An 18,014-nucleotide genomic window follows, 5' to 3' on the forward strand; every position below is an offset into this window, starting at 1 on the left:
AGATGCTCAAGCCAGGAGTTTGTTGACCAGGGTGCTGACTTGTTTGCCGTCTGCGCGGCCGGCGGCTTTTGCGAGCGCGGCTTTCATCACAAGCCCCATCTGCGCTTTGCCGGTGGCGCCGGTTTCGGCAATGGCCGCTTTGACGATTTGTTCCACTTCGGCCTCTGACAATGCGGCGGGCAGGAAAGTTTCGAGAAGCGTCTTTTCGATTTTTTCCTTGGCGGCAACATCGGGGCGTCCGGCCTTTTCAAAACTCTCAATGGCTTCGACGCGCTTTTTGATTTCCTTGCGCGCGGCGGTCATGAGGTCTTCATCCGTCGGCTGGCTGTCGGCCCCGTATTTTTCGATGGCCATGTATTTGCCCGCGGATTTCAGGCTGCGCAGGACATTGGCCTTGTCGAGGTCTTTGGCGCGCATGGCGTCCTTGAGCTGGGAATCAATTTGTTCGAGAAGACTCATGGGGGAGATGATGCGCGGAATCCCGCTGCGGGGCAAACGAATTTAGCTGGGGAATTTTAACGCAAAGGCGCGAAGACGCAAAGGGTGAAAATTTTTTAACCACGAAAAACACTAAAGGCACGAAAAGAGCAAATAGGAACTGACAACCAGCTTATTTCTTGTTCGTGATTTTCGTGTCTTTTGCGGTTTCACTGCCTCTTATCCTGTTAATCCTGTCCAAAATGTGTTCCTTCGAGTCTTCGTGGTGAAATGTCATTTGTATGTGTTCAGGATCAGGATCAGGTTGCCGCTTTGATAATGCGGACCGCGGATGATGAGAGGCACTCCGGGTTTGGGAATGTAGCGGCCTCTCAGCACCAGTTTGTCATCCCGCAACAAGGCAAAACTCAGGCGGTCGGCCTTCTTGGTGCAGGGCGCCAGGCGGATGGAAAAAAGAGTCGATGGCTTCAAATCGATTTCCTGCGTGCTGGTCAGGCTGCCCCTGGCTTCTCCCAGCTTGCGGTAATGGGTGTAGCCGAACAGTTTGACCAGATTGCCGCGCAGTTGCGGGTCATGCCCCAGTTCGTCCGGAATGCCTTCGTTCTGGCCTTGGAACAGATAAACCACGACAGCCGGAGTGCCTCCCGTGGTTTCCTTATGGGCGCAGCCGCTGACCATCAGGAGGCAGCCCATGAGGGCCGGCAGGAAGATGCGCGCCGGTTGGTTCATGGCAACGATCCGGCTGTCGAGTCATAGCCTTCGACCCAGAGGACATCCGCCGCTGCGTTTTTCATGTGGAAAGACGAGGCGTAAATATTGGAATCAAGCGGCGTCAGGTCGGAGCTGTCATCGCTGTTCATCCACCACAGGGTGAGGCCCAGGGCCGCCGCGCCCGCCGCCGGCAGCAGCCATTTCCACGTCAACCAGGGCCACATGGATGTTTGCGCGCGTTCCGGATTGTGGAGCTGTTCGCGGAGCCGGGTCCAGGCCCAGGCTTGATGCTGATCCGAGCGTGAGTCGGCGGATGCTGACTGGCGGAGTTTGGAGCGCAGGCCGGCCAGAGAATCGTTTGATTCCTCCTTGCCGGAAGCGGAGTCCAGCTTTTGCAATTCTTTTTCGAAGGATTCAAAGTTCATGGCGGTATTTTTCTAACACTTTTTTCAGGCGTTGGCAGCTGTAAAACAGGCGGGAAAGAACGGTCCCACGCCTGCACTTTAAAATTTGCGCGGTTTCATCGGTTGAAAATCCCTGCACGAGTCGCAATTCCACCACTGCGCGATGTTCGGGCGCCAGTGTGGCCAGGGCTTTTGAGAGGGCGAGTTGGTGGTCGGCGCGCTCCACATCGTCGATGGGTGTGTGGGGGTCGATTGCCTCCAGCGGTACGGTTTCGTCTTCTTCCTGCACGGGGAAAAGGCCGAGATATTTGCTTCTCCGTTTGGTTTTGCGCAGGACGTCGTACGCCTGGTTGAGGGCGATGCGGTAAAGCCAGGTGCTGAAGCGGGAATGGCCTTCGAAGCGGCGGATTTGCCGGTACGCCTTTAAAAACGCCTCCTGGACCACGTCCTCGGACAATGTTTCATCATGTAAAATCTGGTTCACGGCACTCCAAAGTCCTTTATAATAATGGCGGTGTATTTCCGCCCAAGCCTCCTCACGGCCCTCGCGAGCCCCCGGCAGCCAGGATTCGTCATGAGACCCCGCTCCTGTGTTTTGGACGTTGTTGGAGGGATCCGGATTCATGCGAATGGTGAAAAAATAATGGTGCTGTGCGGCTGCTTGCTAAATTGGAAGATAAACCCTATTTATTCCGAATCCCTATGGTTTGGCAACTAAAAGAGGCAGCCTCCAGGCTCACGTGAAGATTCTTCATCGATATGTATTCAGGCAGGTTTTGATGGCGGCTTTTGCGGCCATCGGGGTCTTGACCAGCATTATCCTGCTTCTGGACGGGTCGAAACGGATCTTCGGCCTCTTGATGGACAATGACATTCCCTTTCTGATTATTTTGAAAATGCTGGCCCTGCTTTTGCCGCAGGCCCTGACCGTCACCATACCGCTGGGCCTGCTGGTGGCGGTGCTGCTGGTGTTCGGCAGGATGTCGCATGACCAGGAGATCCAGATCATCCGTTCGTCCGGCCTTGGGTTGATCCCGTTTATTGCGCCAGTGGTTTTGTTCAGCATCTTCATGAGCCTGGTCTGTTTTTACAACAATGCCATGCTGGCCCCGACCTGCATGACCACTTTCAAAACGATGCTGGTCGATATGGGCCGCAACAATCCCACCGTGTTGATCCGGGCCCAGGAGCCGATCACGAAATTCAACGGCTTTAATTTGTACGTGGACAAGAAATACGGCAACACGGTTGAGGGCGTGTATATCTGGGAAATGGGGCCGAATGGGCTGCCCAAGCGCAGTATGAGGGCCGACCGCGGGATTTTGAACGCGGACTTGCAGGACATGACCCTGACCATCACGCTGTTCAACGCCCGGCAGGAGGAGCGTGGGGCGGATCCGACTGTGCTGAACCAGATCCAGTCCGGCATGAGGGCGGCGCAATTGCCGATCCGGGTCCCGCTGGGTGACATGCTGGACACGTCCCGGGTGAAGACGGTCAATGTCATGACGTTCGGGGAGCTGCGGTACCGGATATTTTCGTCGAACGCGACCGGGTTGAATTTTACGCCGCTGTTGACGGAATTGCAGAAACGGCTGGCATTTCCGATGGCCTGTTTCACATTTGTGCTGGTCGGCATACCGCTGGCGATAACAACCGGGCGCAAGGAGACGTCGATCGGTTTTGTCATGGGCATCGCGATTTTCATCTTTTATTACCTGATGGTGGTGGTGGCGATGGCGTTGAGGGAAACCGCCTCGGCCTGGCCCGAGTTGATTGTCTGGACGCCCAACCTGATTTTTCAGTCCGCCGGAATCTGGCTCTTGTGGCGCGTCAACCGGCATCCGCTTTAACCTGCATGCCTCAAAGGATTTCTTATCTGCAACAGGAAAAATTGTGACAGCCCCGCAAGTTGGACAACGGCAGACACGGCAGCGCGACAGTATTCTGCGCGTTTTGGAAAGCGCGGGCGGCCCGCTTTCGGTTCCGCAAATTCATGAGCGCTCGCAAAAAAAGGGGCTCAAGGTGGGGATAGCGACCGTGTATCGCACCGTGAACTTGTTGCAGGATGCGGGCTTGATTCTTCCGGTGGCCCTGCCTGGCGGGGAGACGCGTTATGAGCCTGCGAGCCGGGGGCATCATCACCATTTCCAATGCCGCAAATGTGGAAGGGTGGATGACTTGAGCGGTTGCCTGTTATCGTCCGCTGTGGAAAGGATGCTGCCCCGGGGATACAAGTTGGAAGGGCACGAAATCACGTTGTCCGGCCTCTGTCCGGCCTGCAATCGGAAGAAGCGCGCCGGATAAAAATCTTACTCTTGCTCTTAATCCTACTCTTACTCCATCTCAAACTCTTGAAAGCAAAGCGGGTCTCACACGAAGGCACGAAGGAGAAGGGTAAAGCATCCGAGCGCTGAAGGCGCGGATTGTGTTTCGGTATTGAACGGAAAATGCAGAGAATTGGAACGCCGTGCGGCGCATTTAATTATTGATAATAATTTATCAATATCATAGGATCAAAAACCATGAACTTGGCGCGTGCCTTGATTTTTATCTGTCTGTTTGCAGTCGCAGCCTGCGAGGCCGCCCCCGTGCAGATCGCCAGCTTTTCCACCATCACAACGGAAATCGCCCGCGAAGTGGGCGGAGACCGGGTTCAGGTTGCAGGACTGGTCGGACCGGGGGTGGACCCGCATGCGTTCGAGCCGACGCCGGAAGATCTCAAGGTGGTTGCGCGCGCAGACCTGGTTCTGACCCTGGGCCGCCATTTGGAAAATTATGTCAGCAAGTTGCGGCAGAGTGCCGGGACCAAGGCCGTATTGCTCGAGGTTGGTAATTTGCTGCCCTCGCCGAAAGTACAGGATGAAGAAGCCGTCGAAGGCGGCACGGGAAAGCAGGAGGAAGATCCGCACTGGTGGCACAGCATTGAAAACATGAAGCAAGCCACGCGCGTGTTAGGGAGAGCGATGGAGGGACTCGATCCGAAAGGAAAAGCCGCTTACGAACACAATGCAGACCTTTATATTGCCCGATTGGACGCGCTTGAGAGTTGGGCCCGCAGGGGAATTGCATTGCTTCCGAGGGACCGGCGCAAACTGGTAACCTCGCATGACGCGTTCCACTATTTCGCAGCGGAATACGGATTTGCAATTTACCCGATCCAAGGCCTCAGCACGGAAGATGAGCCGTCCTCCCAAAAAGTGGCCCGGATCATCGAGATGATCAAACGGGAACATGTCAAAGCCGTGTTTTTCGAGAGTATTGAAAATCCCAAGGTGATCACTGAGATCACCAGGGAAAGCGGAGCGGTGCCGGGCGGTAAATTGTATGCGGACGGCCTGGGTGCAGAGAACGGGGACGCCGCGACCTACGAGGGAATGTTCAAACACAATGTCCTGACCCTTGTGAATGCATTGAAATAAATCCTGTGCGCGGCTCTCCTTTAATCCGGACTTGTGTGGTGCTTGCCCTGCTGTTGCTGGCGGCTCTGCCCTTGTGGCGATTGACCCGCAGTCATGGCGCTCCGGTTGCAACTGTGGCGCCCGAAATAGCGGCAAATGAACCCGCTAAAAAATTGTCAGTCCACCTGAAATTTGTCCATGCCCCCCGCAGTTTCCGGTTGTTGTATTTGGGAAAAACCTTGTGGAACCCTTCTGTGAACGGGGCCGAGTCGTTCAAAACAGAGCTCGGCATTCCATTCCCGAAGGAAGGGATTGACTTGGAATTGAAAGCGCAGTGGCCTGAAGGAACGCCGGAAACGGCAGTACGTCTGGATGTGCAAACACCGGAAGGGGCAAGCCTGCATAAAACCGTTTGGGGTAAAGGCGCGATCGATGAAATTCTAACTTTCCCCTAACCCGGATGAAACCTGACAATAAAATGGAAACACACCGGCTGGAGATCCAGGACCTGACCGTGGCGTACAACCGCGTGCCGGCGGTGCATCACATCAGCTTGTCCATTCCCTGCGGGCACAGCGTGGCCCTGTTGGGACCCAACGGTGGCGGCAAAACCACGCTGCTGAAGGCCCTCGCCGGATTGTTGCCGCTGGAGACAGGCGTGGTTCGTTTCCACGGCCACAGGATGCGCGGCGCCGGGTGCGAGATTGCCTACCTGCCGCAACGCGAGAATGTGGATTGGGACTTTCCGGTGACGGTGCGCGGTTTGGTGGAGATGGGCTGTTACAAGCGGTTGGGTTGGTGGCGCAAGTTTGGCGATGAGGAACAGAAAAATGTCAGCACGGCGTTGGCGGCGATGGAGCTGGATGACCTGGCTGAGCGCCAGATCAATGCCCTTTCCGGCGGCCAGCAACAGCGGGTGTTCCTGGCCCGGTCTCTGGCTCAGCAGGCGCATGTCTTTTTGTTGGATGAACCGTTTGCCGGTCTGGACCGTCCCTCGCAGGAAACACTGGCCCGTACGCTGCGTGAACTGGCCGCCGCGGGCAACCTTGTTGTTGCCTCATCCCACGATCTTCAAAACGCGCCCTACCTTTTCGACAAAATACTCCTGCTCAACGGTGAACTGGTGGCTTTTGGCGAAACCGCTGCCGTCTTCAACAAGGAAAATTTGCAGAAGACTTTTGAAACCCGGGTTTTTTCAGGCCACGAAAAGGTGGAGTCATGAACTGGCTGTTCGAACCTTTCCAGCATGAATTCATGCAGCGCGCATTGTTAGGTTGCGCTCTGGTTGGGTTTACCAACGGATTTCTGAGCGCATTCATCGTGTTGCGCCGCATGGCGCTGATGGCGGACGCGTTGTCGCACTCGCTGCTGCCCGGCCTGGCCGTGGGGGTGATGTTGTTCGGTCTTGCCTCGTCGGCGAGCCTGTTCTGCGGGGCCTTGGTGGCGGCGTTGCTCGTGGCTTTGGGTTCGCAATTGATCGCCCGATCCTCCCGCGTGAAGGAGGAGACGGCCCTGGCCGTGCTGTTCACGCTGGCGTTTGCCGCCGGTATTGTGTTGTTGAAATTTGCCAGGGTCCAGGTTGAGCTGAACCACTATCTCTTCGGCAATATTCTAGGCTTGTCCAATTCAGATCTTTGGACGACGTATGGCATCAGTTTCGTGACCCTGCCGCTGCTGGTGTTGTTGCAGCGACCGCTGTTTTTGATGCTGTTCGAACCGTCGGTGGCGCGGACCCAGGGGGTACCGGTCGCGTTCCTGAATTACCTGCTCGTGACGCTGTTGGTGCTGGCCATGATTTCGTCCCTGCAGGCCGTGGGCGTGATCCTGGCTCTGGGGCTTTTGGTGGCCCCGGCCGCCACGGTGTATTTGTTCAGCGATTCCTGTGCCGCGTTGTTTTGGGGCGGCGGACTCGTGGGGCTTTTCGGGTCCTGCACCGGTCTGCTGGTCTCGTATTGGCTGAACCTGCCCGCCGGAGCCTGCATTGTTTTGCTGCTGGGTTTGATGTTTTTTGCGGCTTACCTGTTCAGCCCCAAGTACGGTGTGCTGCACCGTTTTATACATGGGCGCCATCTGCATGGAGAATCCCTGGCGCGATGGCAGGATTCGCAGGGCCATCACCATTGACGGAACGGGCAAGCGTGCTTGATTGGTTTTGGAAGAAAGGCAGGTTTGCGTGCCGTGGTTTGAATTCAGCCTGAATGATTTTTCGATCTCGTTCCTGAGCATTTTGCTCGAAGGCGTGCCGTTCATGTTTATCGGCACGTTGTTGAGCGGGTTGGTGGACAGCTTTGTCTCCGCCGACAGCCTGCAAAAACATCTGCCCCGCAATCACGTTTTAGCCATCGGCATGAGCGGAGTGCTGGGCGTATTTTTCCCGATGTGCGAATGTGGCATAGTTCCCGTGATACGGCGCATGATCGGCAAAGGATATCCGGTGCCGGCGGCGTTGACCTATCTGCTGGCCGCGCCGATCGTCAACCCGATTGTGGCGGCGAGCACCTATGCCGCGTTCCGGGGCCAGCATCCGATGGGGGTGATGTTGTTTCGCTTGGTGCTGGGTTTTGTGGTGGCGGTCGGTGTTGGATTGCTGGTCTCGCGGCTTCCACTGGAGCGGATGTTGAACAGCGCAACATTGGCGCGTGTGCCGAAGCTGGCAGGAGAAACAGACAAGGACGGAGATCCTGCCTGCGATGATGAGCGTTGCTGCGAGCACGAGCCTCATGATGGGAAAAGCCGGAAGACTTTTTTTGGAAAACTGCTGGCCGCCATGCGTTGTGCCACCACTGACTTTCTGGACGTGGCCTTTTACCTTGTGATTGGAGCGGCCCTGGCCAGCGTGTTCAACACCGCGGTGAACAAGAGTTTCATCGCGCCGCTGGCAAATAATCCGTTGGCGGCAACGCCCGGCATGATGTTGCTGGCCATGGCGCTGTCGCTTTGCAGCACTTCGGACGCCTTTATCGCCGCCAATTTTACGTTGTTTCCGCTGGCGTCCAAGCTGGCCTTCATCGTGCTGGGGCCGATGATGGACATCAAATTGCTGTTCATGTACGGCCTGGTGTTCAAGAAGCGGTTCACGCTGCAACTGCTGGTGTTTTTATTTGTGACGATTGGAATCCTGTGCCTTGCGGCCACCCGGATTTTCCGATTATGAAAATCAAAACCCGCGAACTCTTGTCGGCGCTGGTCCTCATCGAATGGGGCGGGGTGATGATTTATCTGAAAGCCAGCGGACGGCTGTCATCGTTTTTGCATCCCAATTTCCACATGCTGGTTCTGGTGACCGGGGTGCTGTTGTTGCTGGCCGCGGGTTGCATGCTGCTGTTGCCGGGCGAATGCGACTCGGTTGTGCATGGCGGGCATGAAGAGCATTCCCATGACGACTGCGGACACGAGGGCGTGATGAATATCCGGGCCTGGTTTGTTTTTCTGATTTTGCTGCTGCCCTTTGGCCTTGCAGCCTGGATTGCGCCCAATGGCTATGGCGCGGTCAAAGTGCGCAATTCCGAGCAGATTCAAAACGTTGCTTCCATCCCTTCCAGAAGCGTGGCCCGCCAAGTACCCGATGATGGTTTTAGCGAGCCTTTGCCGAAGAAAGGCGTGCCTCCGGCTTCAGAAGAGCAAATACCCGCCGACAGTACTACCTCCATGTCGAACACAGGCCTGACAACAGTTGATATTCTGGCCATTCACCAGAATGAAGTGGCGATCCAGCAGAATGTGGCGAACAATCAAACAGACATGCAACCGGGTGAAGATCAGACCCTGCAGCCTGATAAAAACGGGAATATACCCGCCACGGTGCTGGATTTGTTCTGTGCCGCGTATGATTCGACCGGCCAGAAGGACTATATTGGCAAATCGATTGTTTTGATTGGGCAATATATGCCCTTGCTGCCGGGAGAAGCGGGCGATTCACGTTTCAATTTAACGCGTCTGCTCATGGTCTGTTGTGCGGCTGACGCGCGGCCTGTCAATGTGCAGGTGGATGTAAAAAGACTGCCAGACTTTACAAAGCCGAAGGAAATGGAATGGCTGGAGGTTGTTGGGAAGGTGGCGTTTGAAAAACACGGCGACAACATGATTGCCGTGGTTACAGCAGACAAGGCGGCGCGAACGAAGGCGCCTGAGGAAACGTTTTTATATTGAAACCATTTGAACCACGGATATGGAGTGCGGTGGCAAGTGCAGCGCGACACCGCTTTGGATATCAAGCAAACGATTTGGCCGCAAAAAAGCGCAAAAGACGCAAAAAATAGCTTTCACAACGAATAACAGGATGGGGAAGTAGAGACTTGAAACTGAAAACTTCAAAGCTGAAACTTTGGTTATTCCCTTGTACTTTTCGGGCTTGCGAAGAAACAACGTTCCGTATATGCAGCATCCATGCTGCGCCGCTTGGGATGCCTTCTCAGTCTCTGGCTCTGCCTGTATCTGGCGGGCGGGCACTGGGCTGTGCTGCAAACCGTTGCCTGGACCGGCATGGTACTGGATTACTCCCGCATTCACGGCTTGCAGAAGGGCGTGGAGGAAACGTTTGATGGAAGGCACCCATGCCCCATGTGCAAAAAAGTTGCCGCGGGTCTGCACAAGGAATCCACGCAGCCGGACAAACAACAGCAGCAGGCATCCAAAACCGATAAAAAATCGGCGACCTGTATCGCGCAAACTACCGCATCATCCCCGCGTGGAATTCCCACACGGCCTCTGTTACCCTGGGATTTGATTGGCTTTCACACCCGTTCTGAAACTCCGCCGGTTCCACCGCCCAAGCGGATCTCCTGATCCATCCGCGGCCATGCGGCCGTGTCTTGTAAATTAAGTGAGCCATCTGTTGCTTCGCGGCAGGCCGGTTCATGAATTGCAGTTAATACAAAATTATCAGGAGTTTGCTATGAGAGTGATTCATTATTTTTCGATCTTGTTCCTTAGTACGATGTTGGCGGGCAAGGCATGGTGCTGCGCCTGTGGTTGTGATGTTCTTGAGATGGGCAATGTTTCCATGTTCCCGTCGGGTGCGGGAGGCTTGTTGTACGTGGACTATGCCTATCAAAATCAAAATACCGATTATAGCGGCGATTCCAGGGCGCCTGCGGAAAACAACAACGATAAAAAAATCCAGACCCAGTTCATCACGCTGGGCCTGCAGTACATGTTCAGCGCCAGTTGGGGCATCCGTGCCGAAATCCCGCATGCGTTTCGGAATTTCAGCACCACCGGCGGAGCCGGCGGCAGCGACCCGGTTTCGGTCAACTGGAACGACATCGGCGATCTCCGGATCGAGGGCATCTACAGCGGCTTTGCCCCTGACATGTCCACCGGAATCACGTTCGGATTCAAGTTGCCCAGCGGCGATTATTCGCACAATGATGCCTATGGGGACGTGGATCGGGACACCCAGATTGGAACCGGCAGCACAGACCTGCTCTTTGGCGCCTATCATGTACAAAGACTTACAAGCGACAATCTATGGAGCTGTTTTATGCAGGCTCATCTGGATTTGCCTGTTCTTGAGCAGGAAGGCTATTGGCCCGGCACAGAAATTGATACGGCTACCGGCATCCAATACAACGGGCTGGCCATTGGGAAACTGAAAATCAAGCCGCTGGCGCAGATCATCGGTTCCTACAGAACCAGCGATAGTGGCCCCAATGCTGCAAATCCGGTTGCGTCCGGCTTTGAACGCGTCTTGCTGTCGCCTGGTCTGGAATTTGACCTGCACCCGGTCATGCTGCATGCCGCCGCTGAATTTACGGCGTATGACTATGTGAGGGGGAGCCAACTGGTCGCCCCGGTATTTTTTAAACTCGGCCTGAGCGTGGCTTTTTAAAACTCATGAAATAACAATCTTGTTTGGCGGCAGCGGGATTGGCTTATGCCATCCGGCCCGTCTAAAGGCAGCCTTGAGTTTGCGGATACAGCCAGGATGCGAGTCCAAGTAATAATCAATCGGAACCGAAACCCACCAATTCAAAGCAGCCTGCCATTTCATGTCACTAACCTCAGCCATGACACCGCATTTCACGCGGGATATGCGAGCTATTTTACGCCGCCACCGCTTGAAAATGCGCCTGTCGGTGCGGTCAGCCAATTCGCCGGCACCAGCAACGCCGCGACGGCAGGATTGCCCAACGGTCCGGTCATGTCGGAGCGTTCCCACTATTTTGACGCAGGCATGACGTATAAGTTCACGCCCGAATACCAGATTGGTCTTGATGGTTATTACAAGATTGCGCAAAATCTGCTGGACGACGGCCAGTTCGGGACCGCCCCGATTCTGAGCGCCTTCAATTACCGTCACGGTGAAATCCATGGGCTGGAACTCAGCAACAATTATGTGAAGAACGGATTTACCGCGTATGGAAACATGGCGTATGAGCATGGCACCGGCACGGGTGTGAATTCGTGCCCAAGCCGTCCTGGTTAATATGGCAGATTATAACTATATCAACTCGCACAGCGTCTATCCCGACCACGATCAGGAGTTCACCGCATCGGCGGGGCTCTCCTGGCAGTTGAATGAAACCAGTCCTTATGTGGAGGTGATTGTTGGCAGCGGATTGCGTGCCGATGCGACTGCGGACGACGGTTCGAACATTCCGAACGGGGCCAGCCTGCCCGTTTATGACAATGTGAACATCGGGTTTGAGCAAACATTCAAATTTGCCGACTTGGACCATTTCAAAGCCCGTTTTGATATCATCAATCTCTTTGATCAGATTTGGCAATTACGGGACGGCTCCGGCATCGGTGTGGGCGCACCTCAATATGGTGCGCGGCGCGGATTTTATGGCGGGTTAACATGGGAGTTTTAAGAAATACAAAATAAGGAATAACTATGATGCAACTGTTCATAAAAGGTGGTCCGATCATGTGGCCGATTCTGATTCTCTCGATCGTGACAATCGGTGTTGTGTTTGAACGAATATTTTTTTTACTCATCGAGGCCCGAAGGCGGGACCCGGCGGCTGTTCAGCGGATCTTCGGTTTGGTTGAACACGGCAAGCTGGCTGAGGCCGCCGAATCCGGCGAAAGGGCCAGGGATGTAATCGCCAGTATTTTGACGGAGGGGCTCAAACACCGTGAAACCTCGCTTTCCGAGGCGATGTTGGAAGCAGCCAGTGCCGAGCTGGACCATTACAACCGCGGTTTGGTCGTGTTGGATACAGCCGTTACACTCGGGCCTTTGCTTGGATTGTTAGGCACGGTTCTGGGAATGATCCATGCCTTCGGAGTGGTCGGCACCGGTGAGGTAGCTACAAAACAGGAAGTGATTACGGGCGGTATTTCGCAATGTCTGATTGCGGTTTCGTTCGGACTGGCGGTGGCCATTGTAGCCATCATACCCTTGAATTACCTCAACGCGCGGATGGAACGGGCCCGGCGCCAATTGGAATCGGCCATGACGCGACTGGAACTTTTGGTGGCCAAACGCCGCTCAATTTCCACAGGAGCTTGATCTATGGCACAACTTGCATCACCCCGTTCCAAGCGCCGTCCGCGGATCGAAATCATTCCGTTCATCGATGTCATGTTTTTCCTGCTGGCGACATTCATGATGGTGTCACTGTCGATGATTCATAACCAGGGCATCGAATTAAAATTGCCGGCTTCCAATTCGGCCAGGCCGATTGCGGACAGACCGCAGCAAGTGACACTCTCGATCACCAAAGACGGCCACATCTATGCCGATCAACAAGTGCTTTCGATGGAGCAGCTCGGAGCCCGTCTGGCCGATTTGAAACGAGTTGCGCCGGAGACTGTCATTATTGTGCAGGGCGATTACGGCTGCGTTTTTGGAAAAGTGGTCGAAGTCTTCGACCAAGCCCGCAACCATGGGTTGACGAAGCTGATTATCCGCACGCAAAAGCAATTGAACCACGGATAGGAAATTTAACGCAAAGACGCAATGCGGCTGAGGCGCACGCAAAGAAGCATCATTTTTTGGATTCAGAAGCATAACTGAAGACCGAACGCTGAAAGCTGAGAGCCAACAGGAAACTTAAAACTTACAAACTTAAGACTTAAAACTGGAATATATGAATAAATTTTGGGATTTGGATAAGGCCGGTTGGCTGGGGCAGGGCGCGTCGCTGGTTCTGCATCTGGCGGTTTTGTTTGCGGGCGGTTTTTTGATCCACAGTGCCAAGCTCGACCTGGGCCTTGGTGCGGGCGTTTCGGTTCCGCAGGATATGGTGATTCAGGCCCAGGTGGAGCTGGAAGAACCCCAAGTCGATCAACCGGCCGTTCAAAAAATGGAAATCCAGAAGCAAACCAGCACGGAACCTGTTGGCGTACGCGTGAATGCGAAACCCAATACGCTTCACAACCAGCCGCCTTTGTACCCGGACGAAGCCCGAGGAAATCATCAGGAAGGCGTCGTGCAACTTCTTGTGAAAATCAGTGGAGATGGGAATGTTGAAAGTTTGGAAATTGAAAAGAGCAGCGGCTATCCTTTGTTGGATCAATCGGCCTGCAAGGCGGTGAAAAATTGGAAATTCATACCTGCGACACTTGGCGGGGCGAAGATCGAAAGCGAAGCCGTTATCCCCGTGCGGTTTCAATTGAGCGGTGAATGATATGGAATGCGTCCGCCACGGCGGACTTTTGAGTGCGCAGACAGGTCTGCGCTTTGAAACGGGCGACATGTCGCCCGTAGGGAAAGCGGCGTCGTGCCGCCGCAGTCCAAATTTGTCACATGGCGATCCACCTCCGCGTCTGCGCGAGATCATGTGTTAGAGCACCATACAGGTCTAGGGGTATGCCGTAAAATCACCGTGTGTCCGGCAGGATGCCGGACACTGAAGGCGAGACGCCCGCGCTCTCGTCGAACAAACAAAACCGCGTCTTTGCGGCTTACGCCCTTCGCGTTAAATTTTATTTCTTGGTCAGGGTAGCGGCGCGGGCGAGGCCGTCTTCGCGCGTTGAAAATTTGCCTTCCAACTGCTCATCCATCAGTTGCGTGAGCAGGCGACCGAGTTCCTTGCCCGGACGGACGCCCAGCTTCAGAAGGTCGTTGCCGTTGACCAGCGGTTTGGGTTTGATTTCTTCCTTTGAAAACTTTTCACGCTGCTCGCACAGGAATTTGTAAATGTCCAGCAGGGCATGGCTCGACAGGCAGTCGATGCGGTGCAGTTCGAGCTCGATGTCGAACCAGGGCCGGGCGAGAAAACGTTTCAAGGTACTGAGCCGCATCTGCGGCGCGTCTTTGAACGCCATGTGGTTGGCAACGCAGGCTTTGACAGCCTCGATGGTGTCATTGGAAAAACGCAGGCGTTGCAGGATATTTTCGGCCTTAACCGCTCCCACCGATTCGTGCCCGTTGAAACGGATTCGCCCGGTCTTGTCCACGGTGAAGGTGTCAGGCTTGGCGATGTCGTGCAGCAAAACCGAAAGCGCCAGGATGGGGTCCGGATTTTTCAGTTGGCCGATCATCAGCCGGACATGGGTGAAGACATCGCCTTCGGGATGGAATTGGGGTGGTTGTTCCACGCCCTTCATTTTGTCAATCTCCGGAATCCAGACACGGAACAATCCGCTGCGGTCGAGCAGGTCGAAGGCTTTGAGCGGGTGGGAGCCGGCAAGGGACTTGATGATTTCATCCCGGACGCGTTCGGGCGCAAGGCTGCGGGCCTGCTCCGCCAGGGCGCAAAGGGCTTTCCAGGTTTCTTTTTCGATTTCAAAATCCAGTTCCGAGGCAAAACGAATGGCCCGGAAAAGCCGGAGATGATCCTCGGAAAAACGGTCCTCCGCCCGCCCGATGCAGCGGACCAGGCGCGCAGCGAGGTCCTTTCTCCCGCCGACATAATCGATGACATGGCTTTTAAGCGGATCGTAGAAAAGCCCGTTAATGGTGAAATCCCGGCGCTGGGCGTCTTCGGAGGCGTTGGTAAAGGTGACGGAATCGGGACGCCTCCCGTCTTTGTAGGACCCGTCCTTGCGGAACGTGGCGACTTCAAAGACGCGGTCATGATCCAGCACGCGGAGCACGCCGAAGGATTTTCCCTGCAGATCCGAAACGCGCGGGAGGATTTTTTGCACCTGTTCCGGGGTGGCGGCGGTGGCGATATCGATGTCCTTTTCCGGTCGGCCTAACAACGCGTCCCGCACGCAGCCGCCGGCAAAATAGGCCTCGTGCCCGGCGCGGGTGAGTTTGTCCACGAGCTCTCCGGCCGCGACTGCCAGCGGGGTGCGGGGATACTCGAGGGGCGTGAGTTCAGGAGTCATGGGCTTTCAGGGCGTGAGAATAGCAGAGGTAGATCACGCCACCAATCAAACTCCAGGCCACGCCCAGGAGCAGGAACAGGGTCGAGCAGGCAAGAGCCGTTTCATCACTGACGGGCAGGCCGTTGCGGGTCATGTCGAACACCTTGAATAGCAGGACGAAAGCGGCTTCGCGCACTCCGTGCCCGCCGAAGCTGATGGGGAGGCTGATGGAACAAAGAACCATGGCGAACAAAATGGTTATTTGCGCGTAGCTGGCATCCAGATGGAGTGACTGCGCGATCAGATAACCGGTGGTCAGAATGGGGAACACCGCCAGCGCGGCCGACAGAACGGCCATCAAGCTGGGGCGGATGGCGAGGCGATGGGCGTGGTATCCCTCGTAGAGCGATTCGAAGACATCGCGCTTGGGCATCTTTTCCCAAAGTCTGTGGACGAAGGCCGGGAGCCGGTGCAACGGGGCCAGCCACAAAAAAGCCAGGCCCAGAAAAACCAGGGTCAGGATCGAGGCCAGGATGATGATAAACAGCCGCGTTTCGGGATTATCGAACAGACGCCTGAATTCAAACGGCACGAGCAAGAGGGTGACAGTCAGGATGGCGATCAATCCCAAGATCCGATCCATGCCTATGGAAAGGGCGGCGCGGGCTTTGCGGTCCGGCGCCTGTTTTAGAATGTAGAAGATCTTGATGACATCGCCGCCGGTGGAAGCGGGCATGCATTGGTTGAAAAAAATTCCGATCATGGTCATCACCCATGTTTTCCCCAGGGTCAGGCGGACATGCTGGACCTGCAGGAGATATCTCCAGCGGACAGCACTGCAAAAATAGCCGATGCCAATGCTGATAAAGGCATACGCAATCCAACGAGGTTCGGCGTTGCGCAATTCATTCCACATTTTGGGCCAGTTGTACTTGGCCACGATGACGCCCAGAATGGCCAGAGTGACCGCAATTTTCAGCGCCAATTGCCAGTTCAGCGCGGACCGTTTTTTTTCCACCAGTTCAGACATGTTTCCACTTTCTCTTTTGGGACCCTTGGGGACAATTCCAGGACAAACAAGGGTTCGTTTTTTAAATGGGCCCAGAATTGTTTGAAGGGCACATCGCCATCGCCCGGGATCATGTGGTCATGGTCGGGTCCTTTAAAATCCTGCACATGGCAGCCGATCAACCGCGCGGCGCGCTTGCCGAATTCCGACTCGTGGTCGATGAACCCGAGGCAATCCTTCCGGGCGCTGTGACCGAAATCGTGCCAGTATCCGGCGTCCGGCAATTCTTCAAAAATCCTGCCCCACTGGCTCTCGACCGGAATTTCCTCGATGCCTTCGCGGGATTCCAGGCCGAGGCGGATTTTTTTGCCCTTTGCGTATTCCAGAAGTTCGGCGAGGCACCCCTTCACCCGCGGCCAGGCAGCCTCAAATTTTTTCTCGTGCTCAAGCATGGCAGCGATCTTGTTTTTGACATAGCGCCGCGAGCAGAGCTGGTTTCGGGCTGTCAGGCGTTCAAATTTGGAGTTTGGATTTTTGAGCGGAAGAGACCCCAGGTGCAGCACCACGGCCTTTGCGCCGAATTCCGCCGCGTGGTCGATGGTTTGTTTGGTGTACTTGACGGCCAATTGCCGGCCTGAAGATCTGGGATCGGAAAATTCGTAACAGTTGGGCGCGGGCTTCAAATAACCCAAAGGAAGGGGGCAGAAGTTATGCATGGAACAGATGCGGACGATTTTATTCTCCAGGGCCTTTAAGATGCCCGGCCAGAGGCTGTAACGGATCCCGTGGCTCAACTCAACGGATTCAAATCCCAGGCCAGCCAGCTCCTCAAGCATGGCCAGGCCATCGGTATGGCGCATGGAATTCCAACTGGTCGATATTGAAAGCATGATTGGTTTCAGGGCTGTTCCCCATCATCCGTTATGAACGGCGCTACAGGCAACAAAAAACCCGGCAGGGTTGCTGCCGGGTTTTTTGGTAAGTAAGAAAAATTTTACAGGGAGAAATTACCCCAGTAATTGATCTTGGGTTCCTTGGCCTTGCGTCGGCGGCGGTCGCTGGGCTTTTCGTGGTTACGCCGGGTACGAACTTCACGCAGGGTGCCTTCGCGGTCGAGTTTTTTCTTCAACCGGCGCAGCGCCTTGTCCACGGACTCACCTTTTTTCAATTTTACTTCTGTCACAAAAAATCACCTCACTCCCTGTATTTTCGTCATGCGAAAGGGTGTACAGACTAATCGATTTAAGTTTTCAATGTCAAATATTAATGTAAGTATTTTGAAATCAACAGGATACGACTAAAAAGCGGCCTTAATCGACGAAAATCAGGCAGAAAAAAACAAGATTTAACGCCAAGTCGCAAAGGGCAAAAGGCGCAAAAAGAAGGGGAGCATCCGCCAGAGTCCGCGGCGGCGGACGGAGTGCGAACATTTTATCCACAGATTGAACTGATTTGCGCAAAGAGAGCCCGAAAGTGGGAATTCAGAATTTTGAATTCAGAAGTGAAAAAAACTTCAAAACTTGGTGACTTGGAATCCTGGCCGTTCAATCTTCAAACTTGAAACAGAAAACCTGAAACCTGACACTGAAGCAATGCCGCGCAATTTCGTCCACCTGCATGTTCATACCGAATACTCCCTGCTCGACGGGGCGTGCCGCATTTCGGATCTGATGGACCGCGCGCGGGAGTTTGGCATGACCGCGATGGCGTTGACGGACCACGGCAATCTGTTTGGGGCGATTGATTTTTATCAGGAAGCGAAAAAAGCCGGCATCAAACCGATCATCGGTTGCGAGGTCTATATGGCGCCGGGCAATCGCATGGACAAGACCTCGCCGAACGGGC

Annotated in this window: 24 protein-coding genes; 16 read left to right on the forward strand and 8 right to left on the reverse strand. The window is 54.9% G+C overall.

Annotation, left to right across the window (positions count from 1 at the left end; all coding sequences use genetic code 11):
- Positions 1-6 precede the first annotated feature (6 nt).
- From PHD76_06615 to PHD76_06630, 4 genes are all read right to left on the reverse strand, one after another.
- Positions 7-459 (reverse strand): GatB/YqeY domain-containing protein, encoded by a 453-nt coding sequence (locus PHD76_06615; GenBank protein MDD5261507.1) that lies wholly within the window; start codon positions 457-459, stop codon positions 7-9.
- A gap of 252 nt (positions 460-711) precedes the next feature.
- The gene (locus tag PHD76_06620) at positions 712-1,167 is read right to left on the reverse strand and encodes a hypothetical protein (protein MDD5261508.1); all 456 of its coding nucleotides are present in this window, start codon (positions 1,165-1,167) and stop codon (positions 712-714) included.
- On the reverse strand, positions 1,164-1,574 hold the full coding sequence (locus PHD76_06625) for a hypothetical protein (protein ID MDD5261509.1): 411 nt from the start codon (positions 1,572-1,574) through the stop codon (positions 1,164-1,166). The genes PHD76_06620 and PHD76_06625 overlap by 4 nt, the downstream gene beginning before the upstream one ends.
- Positions 1,564-2,178, reverse strand: a complete 615-nt coding sequence (locus PHD76_06630; protein ID MDD5261510.1) for an RNA polymerase sigma factor — start codon at positions 2,176-2,178, stop codon at positions 1,564-1,566. The genes PHD76_06625 and PHD76_06630 overlap by 11 nt, the downstream gene beginning before the upstream one ends.
- 115 nt (positions 2,179-2,293) lie before the next feature.
- Here PHD76_06630 and PHD76_06635 point away from each other — a divergent pair, with 115 nt between their 5' ends.
- From PHD76_06635 to PHD76_06705, 15 genes are all read left to right on the forward strand, one after another.
- Positions 2,294-3,406, forward strand: a complete 1,113-nt coding sequence (locus PHD76_06635; GenBank protein MDD5261511.1) for an LptF/LptG family permease — start codon at positions 2,294-2,296, stop codon at positions 3,404-3,406.
- Between the two features lie 43 nt (positions 3,407-3,449).
- The gene (locus tag PHD76_06640) at positions 3,450-3,860 is read left to right on the forward strand and encodes a transcriptional repressor (protein MDD5261512.1); all 411 of its coding nucleotides are present in this window, start codon (positions 3,450-3,452) and stop codon (positions 3,858-3,860) included.
- Positions 3,861-4,078: 218 nt separating this feature from the next.
- A complete protein-coding gene (locus PHD76_06645; GenBank protein ID MDD5261513.1) occupies positions 4,079-4,975 on the forward strand; it encodes a zinc ABC transporter substrate-binding protein in 897 nt (298 codons plus the stop codon).
- 5 nt (positions 4,976-4,980) lie between these two features.
- Positions 4,981-5,409 (forward strand): hypothetical protein, encoded by a 429-nt coding sequence (locus tag PHD76_06650; protein MDD5261514.1) that lies wholly within the window; start codon positions 4,981-4,983, stop codon positions 5,407-5,409.
- 5 nt (positions 5,410-5,414) lie between these two features.
- Positions 5,415-6,176, forward strand: coding sequence for a metal ABC transporter ATP-binding protein (locus tag PHD76_06655; protein ID MDD5261515.1), 762 nt, complete (start codon positions 5,415-5,417; stop codon positions 6,174-6,176).
- Positions 6,173-7,078 carry a metal ABC transporter permease gene (locus PHD76_06660; protein MDD5261516.1) on the forward strand — a complete coding sequence of 302 codons (906 nt, stop codon included), beginning with the start codon at positions 6,173-6,175 and terminating at the stop codon, positions 7,076-7,078. Before PHD76_06655 ends, PHD76_06660 begins: the two co-directional genes overlap by 4 nt.
- Positions 7,079-7,127: 49 nt before the next feature.
- Positions 7,128-8,108 (forward strand): permease, encoded by a 981-nt coding sequence (locus PHD76_06665; protein ID MDD5261517.1) that lies wholly within the window; start codon positions 7,128-7,130, stop codon positions 8,106-8,108.
- Positions 8,105-9,103 (forward strand): DUF1980 domain-containing protein, encoded by a 999-nt coding sequence (locus PHD76_06670; GenBank protein ID MDD5261518.1) that lies wholly within the window; start codon positions 8,105-8,107, stop codon positions 9,101-9,103. Before PHD76_06665 ends, PHD76_06670 begins: the two co-directional genes overlap by 4 nt.
- A gap of 237 nt (positions 9,104-9,340) precedes the next feature.
- Positions 9,341-9,739, forward strand: a complete 399-nt coding sequence (locus tag PHD76_06675; protein ID MDD5261519.1) for a hypothetical protein — start codon at positions 9,341-9,343, stop codon at positions 9,737-9,739.
- A 109-nt stretch (positions 9,740-9,848) separates the two neighbouring features.
- Complete coding sequence (locus PHD76_06680) at positions 9,849-10,784, forward strand: hypothetical protein (GenBank protein MDD5261520.1); 936 nt, start codon at positions 9,849-9,851, stop codon at positions 10,782-10,784.
- Between the two features lie 96 nt (positions 10,785-10,880).
- Positions 10,881-11,381, forward strand: coding sequence for a hypothetical protein (locus PHD76_06685; GenBank protein ID MDD5261521.1), 501 nt, complete (start codon positions 10,881-10,883; stop codon positions 11,379-11,381).
- Between the two features lies 1 nt (position 11,382).
- Positions 11,383-11,769: a TonB-dependent receptor gene (locus PHD76_06690; protein ID MDD5261522.1), complete on the forward strand. Its 387-nt coding sequence runs from the start codon at positions 11,383-11,385 to the stop codon at positions 11,767-11,769.
- A 23-nt stretch (positions 11,770-11,792) separates the two neighbouring features.
- Complete coding sequence (locus PHD76_06695; protein MDD5261523.1) at positions 11,793-12,413, forward strand: MotA/TolQ/ExbB proton channel family protein; 621 nt, start codon at positions 11,793-11,795, stop codon at positions 12,411-12,413.
- 3 nt (positions 12,414-12,416) lie between these two features.
- Complete coding sequence (locus tag PHD76_06700; protein ID MDD5261524.1) at positions 12,417-12,842, forward strand: biopolymer transporter ExbD; 426 nt, start codon at positions 12,417-12,419, stop codon at positions 12,840-12,842.
- A gap of 151 nt (positions 12,843-12,993) precedes the next feature.
- A complete protein-coding gene (locus PHD76_06705) occupies positions 12,994-13,533 on the forward strand; it encodes an energy transducer TonB (protein MDD5261525.1) in 540 nt (179 codons plus the stop codon).
- A 298-nt stretch (positions 13,534-13,831) separates the two neighbouring features.
- On the opposite strand, the gene PHD76_06710 is transcribed toward PHD76_06705, so the two are convergent.
- From PHD76_06710 to rpsU, 4 genes are all read right to left on the reverse strand, one after another.
- The gene (locus tag PHD76_06710; protein ID MDD5261526.1) at positions 13,832-15,181 is read right to left on the reverse strand and encodes a CCA tRNA nucleotidyltransferase; all 1,350 of its coding nucleotides are present in this window, start codon (positions 15,179-15,181) and stop codon (positions 13,832-13,834) included.
- Positions 15,171-16,190, reverse strand: a complete 1,020-nt coding sequence (locus tag PHD76_06715; GenBank protein MDD5261527.1) for a lysylphosphatidylglycerol synthase transmembrane domain-containing protein — start codon at positions 16,188-16,190, stop codon at positions 15,171-15,173. Before PHD76_06715 ends, PHD76_06710 begins: the two co-directional genes overlap by 11 nt.
- Positions 16,154-17,059, reverse strand: coding sequence for a TIM barrel protein (locus PHD76_06720; protein MDD5261528.1), 906 nt, complete (start codon positions 17,057-17,059; stop codon positions 16,154-16,156). Before PHD76_06720 ends, PHD76_06715 begins: the two co-directional genes overlap by 37 nt.
- 104 nt (positions 17,060-17,163) lie before the next feature.
- Complete coding sequence (rpsU, locus tag PHD76_06725) at positions 17,164-17,337, reverse strand: 30S ribosomal protein S21 (protein ID MDD5261529.1); 174 nt, start codon at positions 17,335-17,337, stop codon at positions 17,164-17,166.
- A 424-nt stretch (positions 17,338-17,761) separates the two neighbouring features.
- On the opposite strand from rpsU, the gene PHD76_06730 reads away from it, so the two are divergent.
- Positions 17,762-18,014, forward strand: a 253-nt coding sequence (locus PHD76_06730; protein MDD5261530.1) for a PHP domain-containing protein, incomplete at its 3' end; no start/stop codon positions are given.

This window comes from Candidatus Methylacidiphilales bacterium, from assembly GCA_028713655.1.
Taxonomy (GTDB): domain Bacteria; phylum Verrucomicrobiota; class Verrucomicrobiia; order Methylacidiphilales; family JAAUTS01; genus JAQTNW01.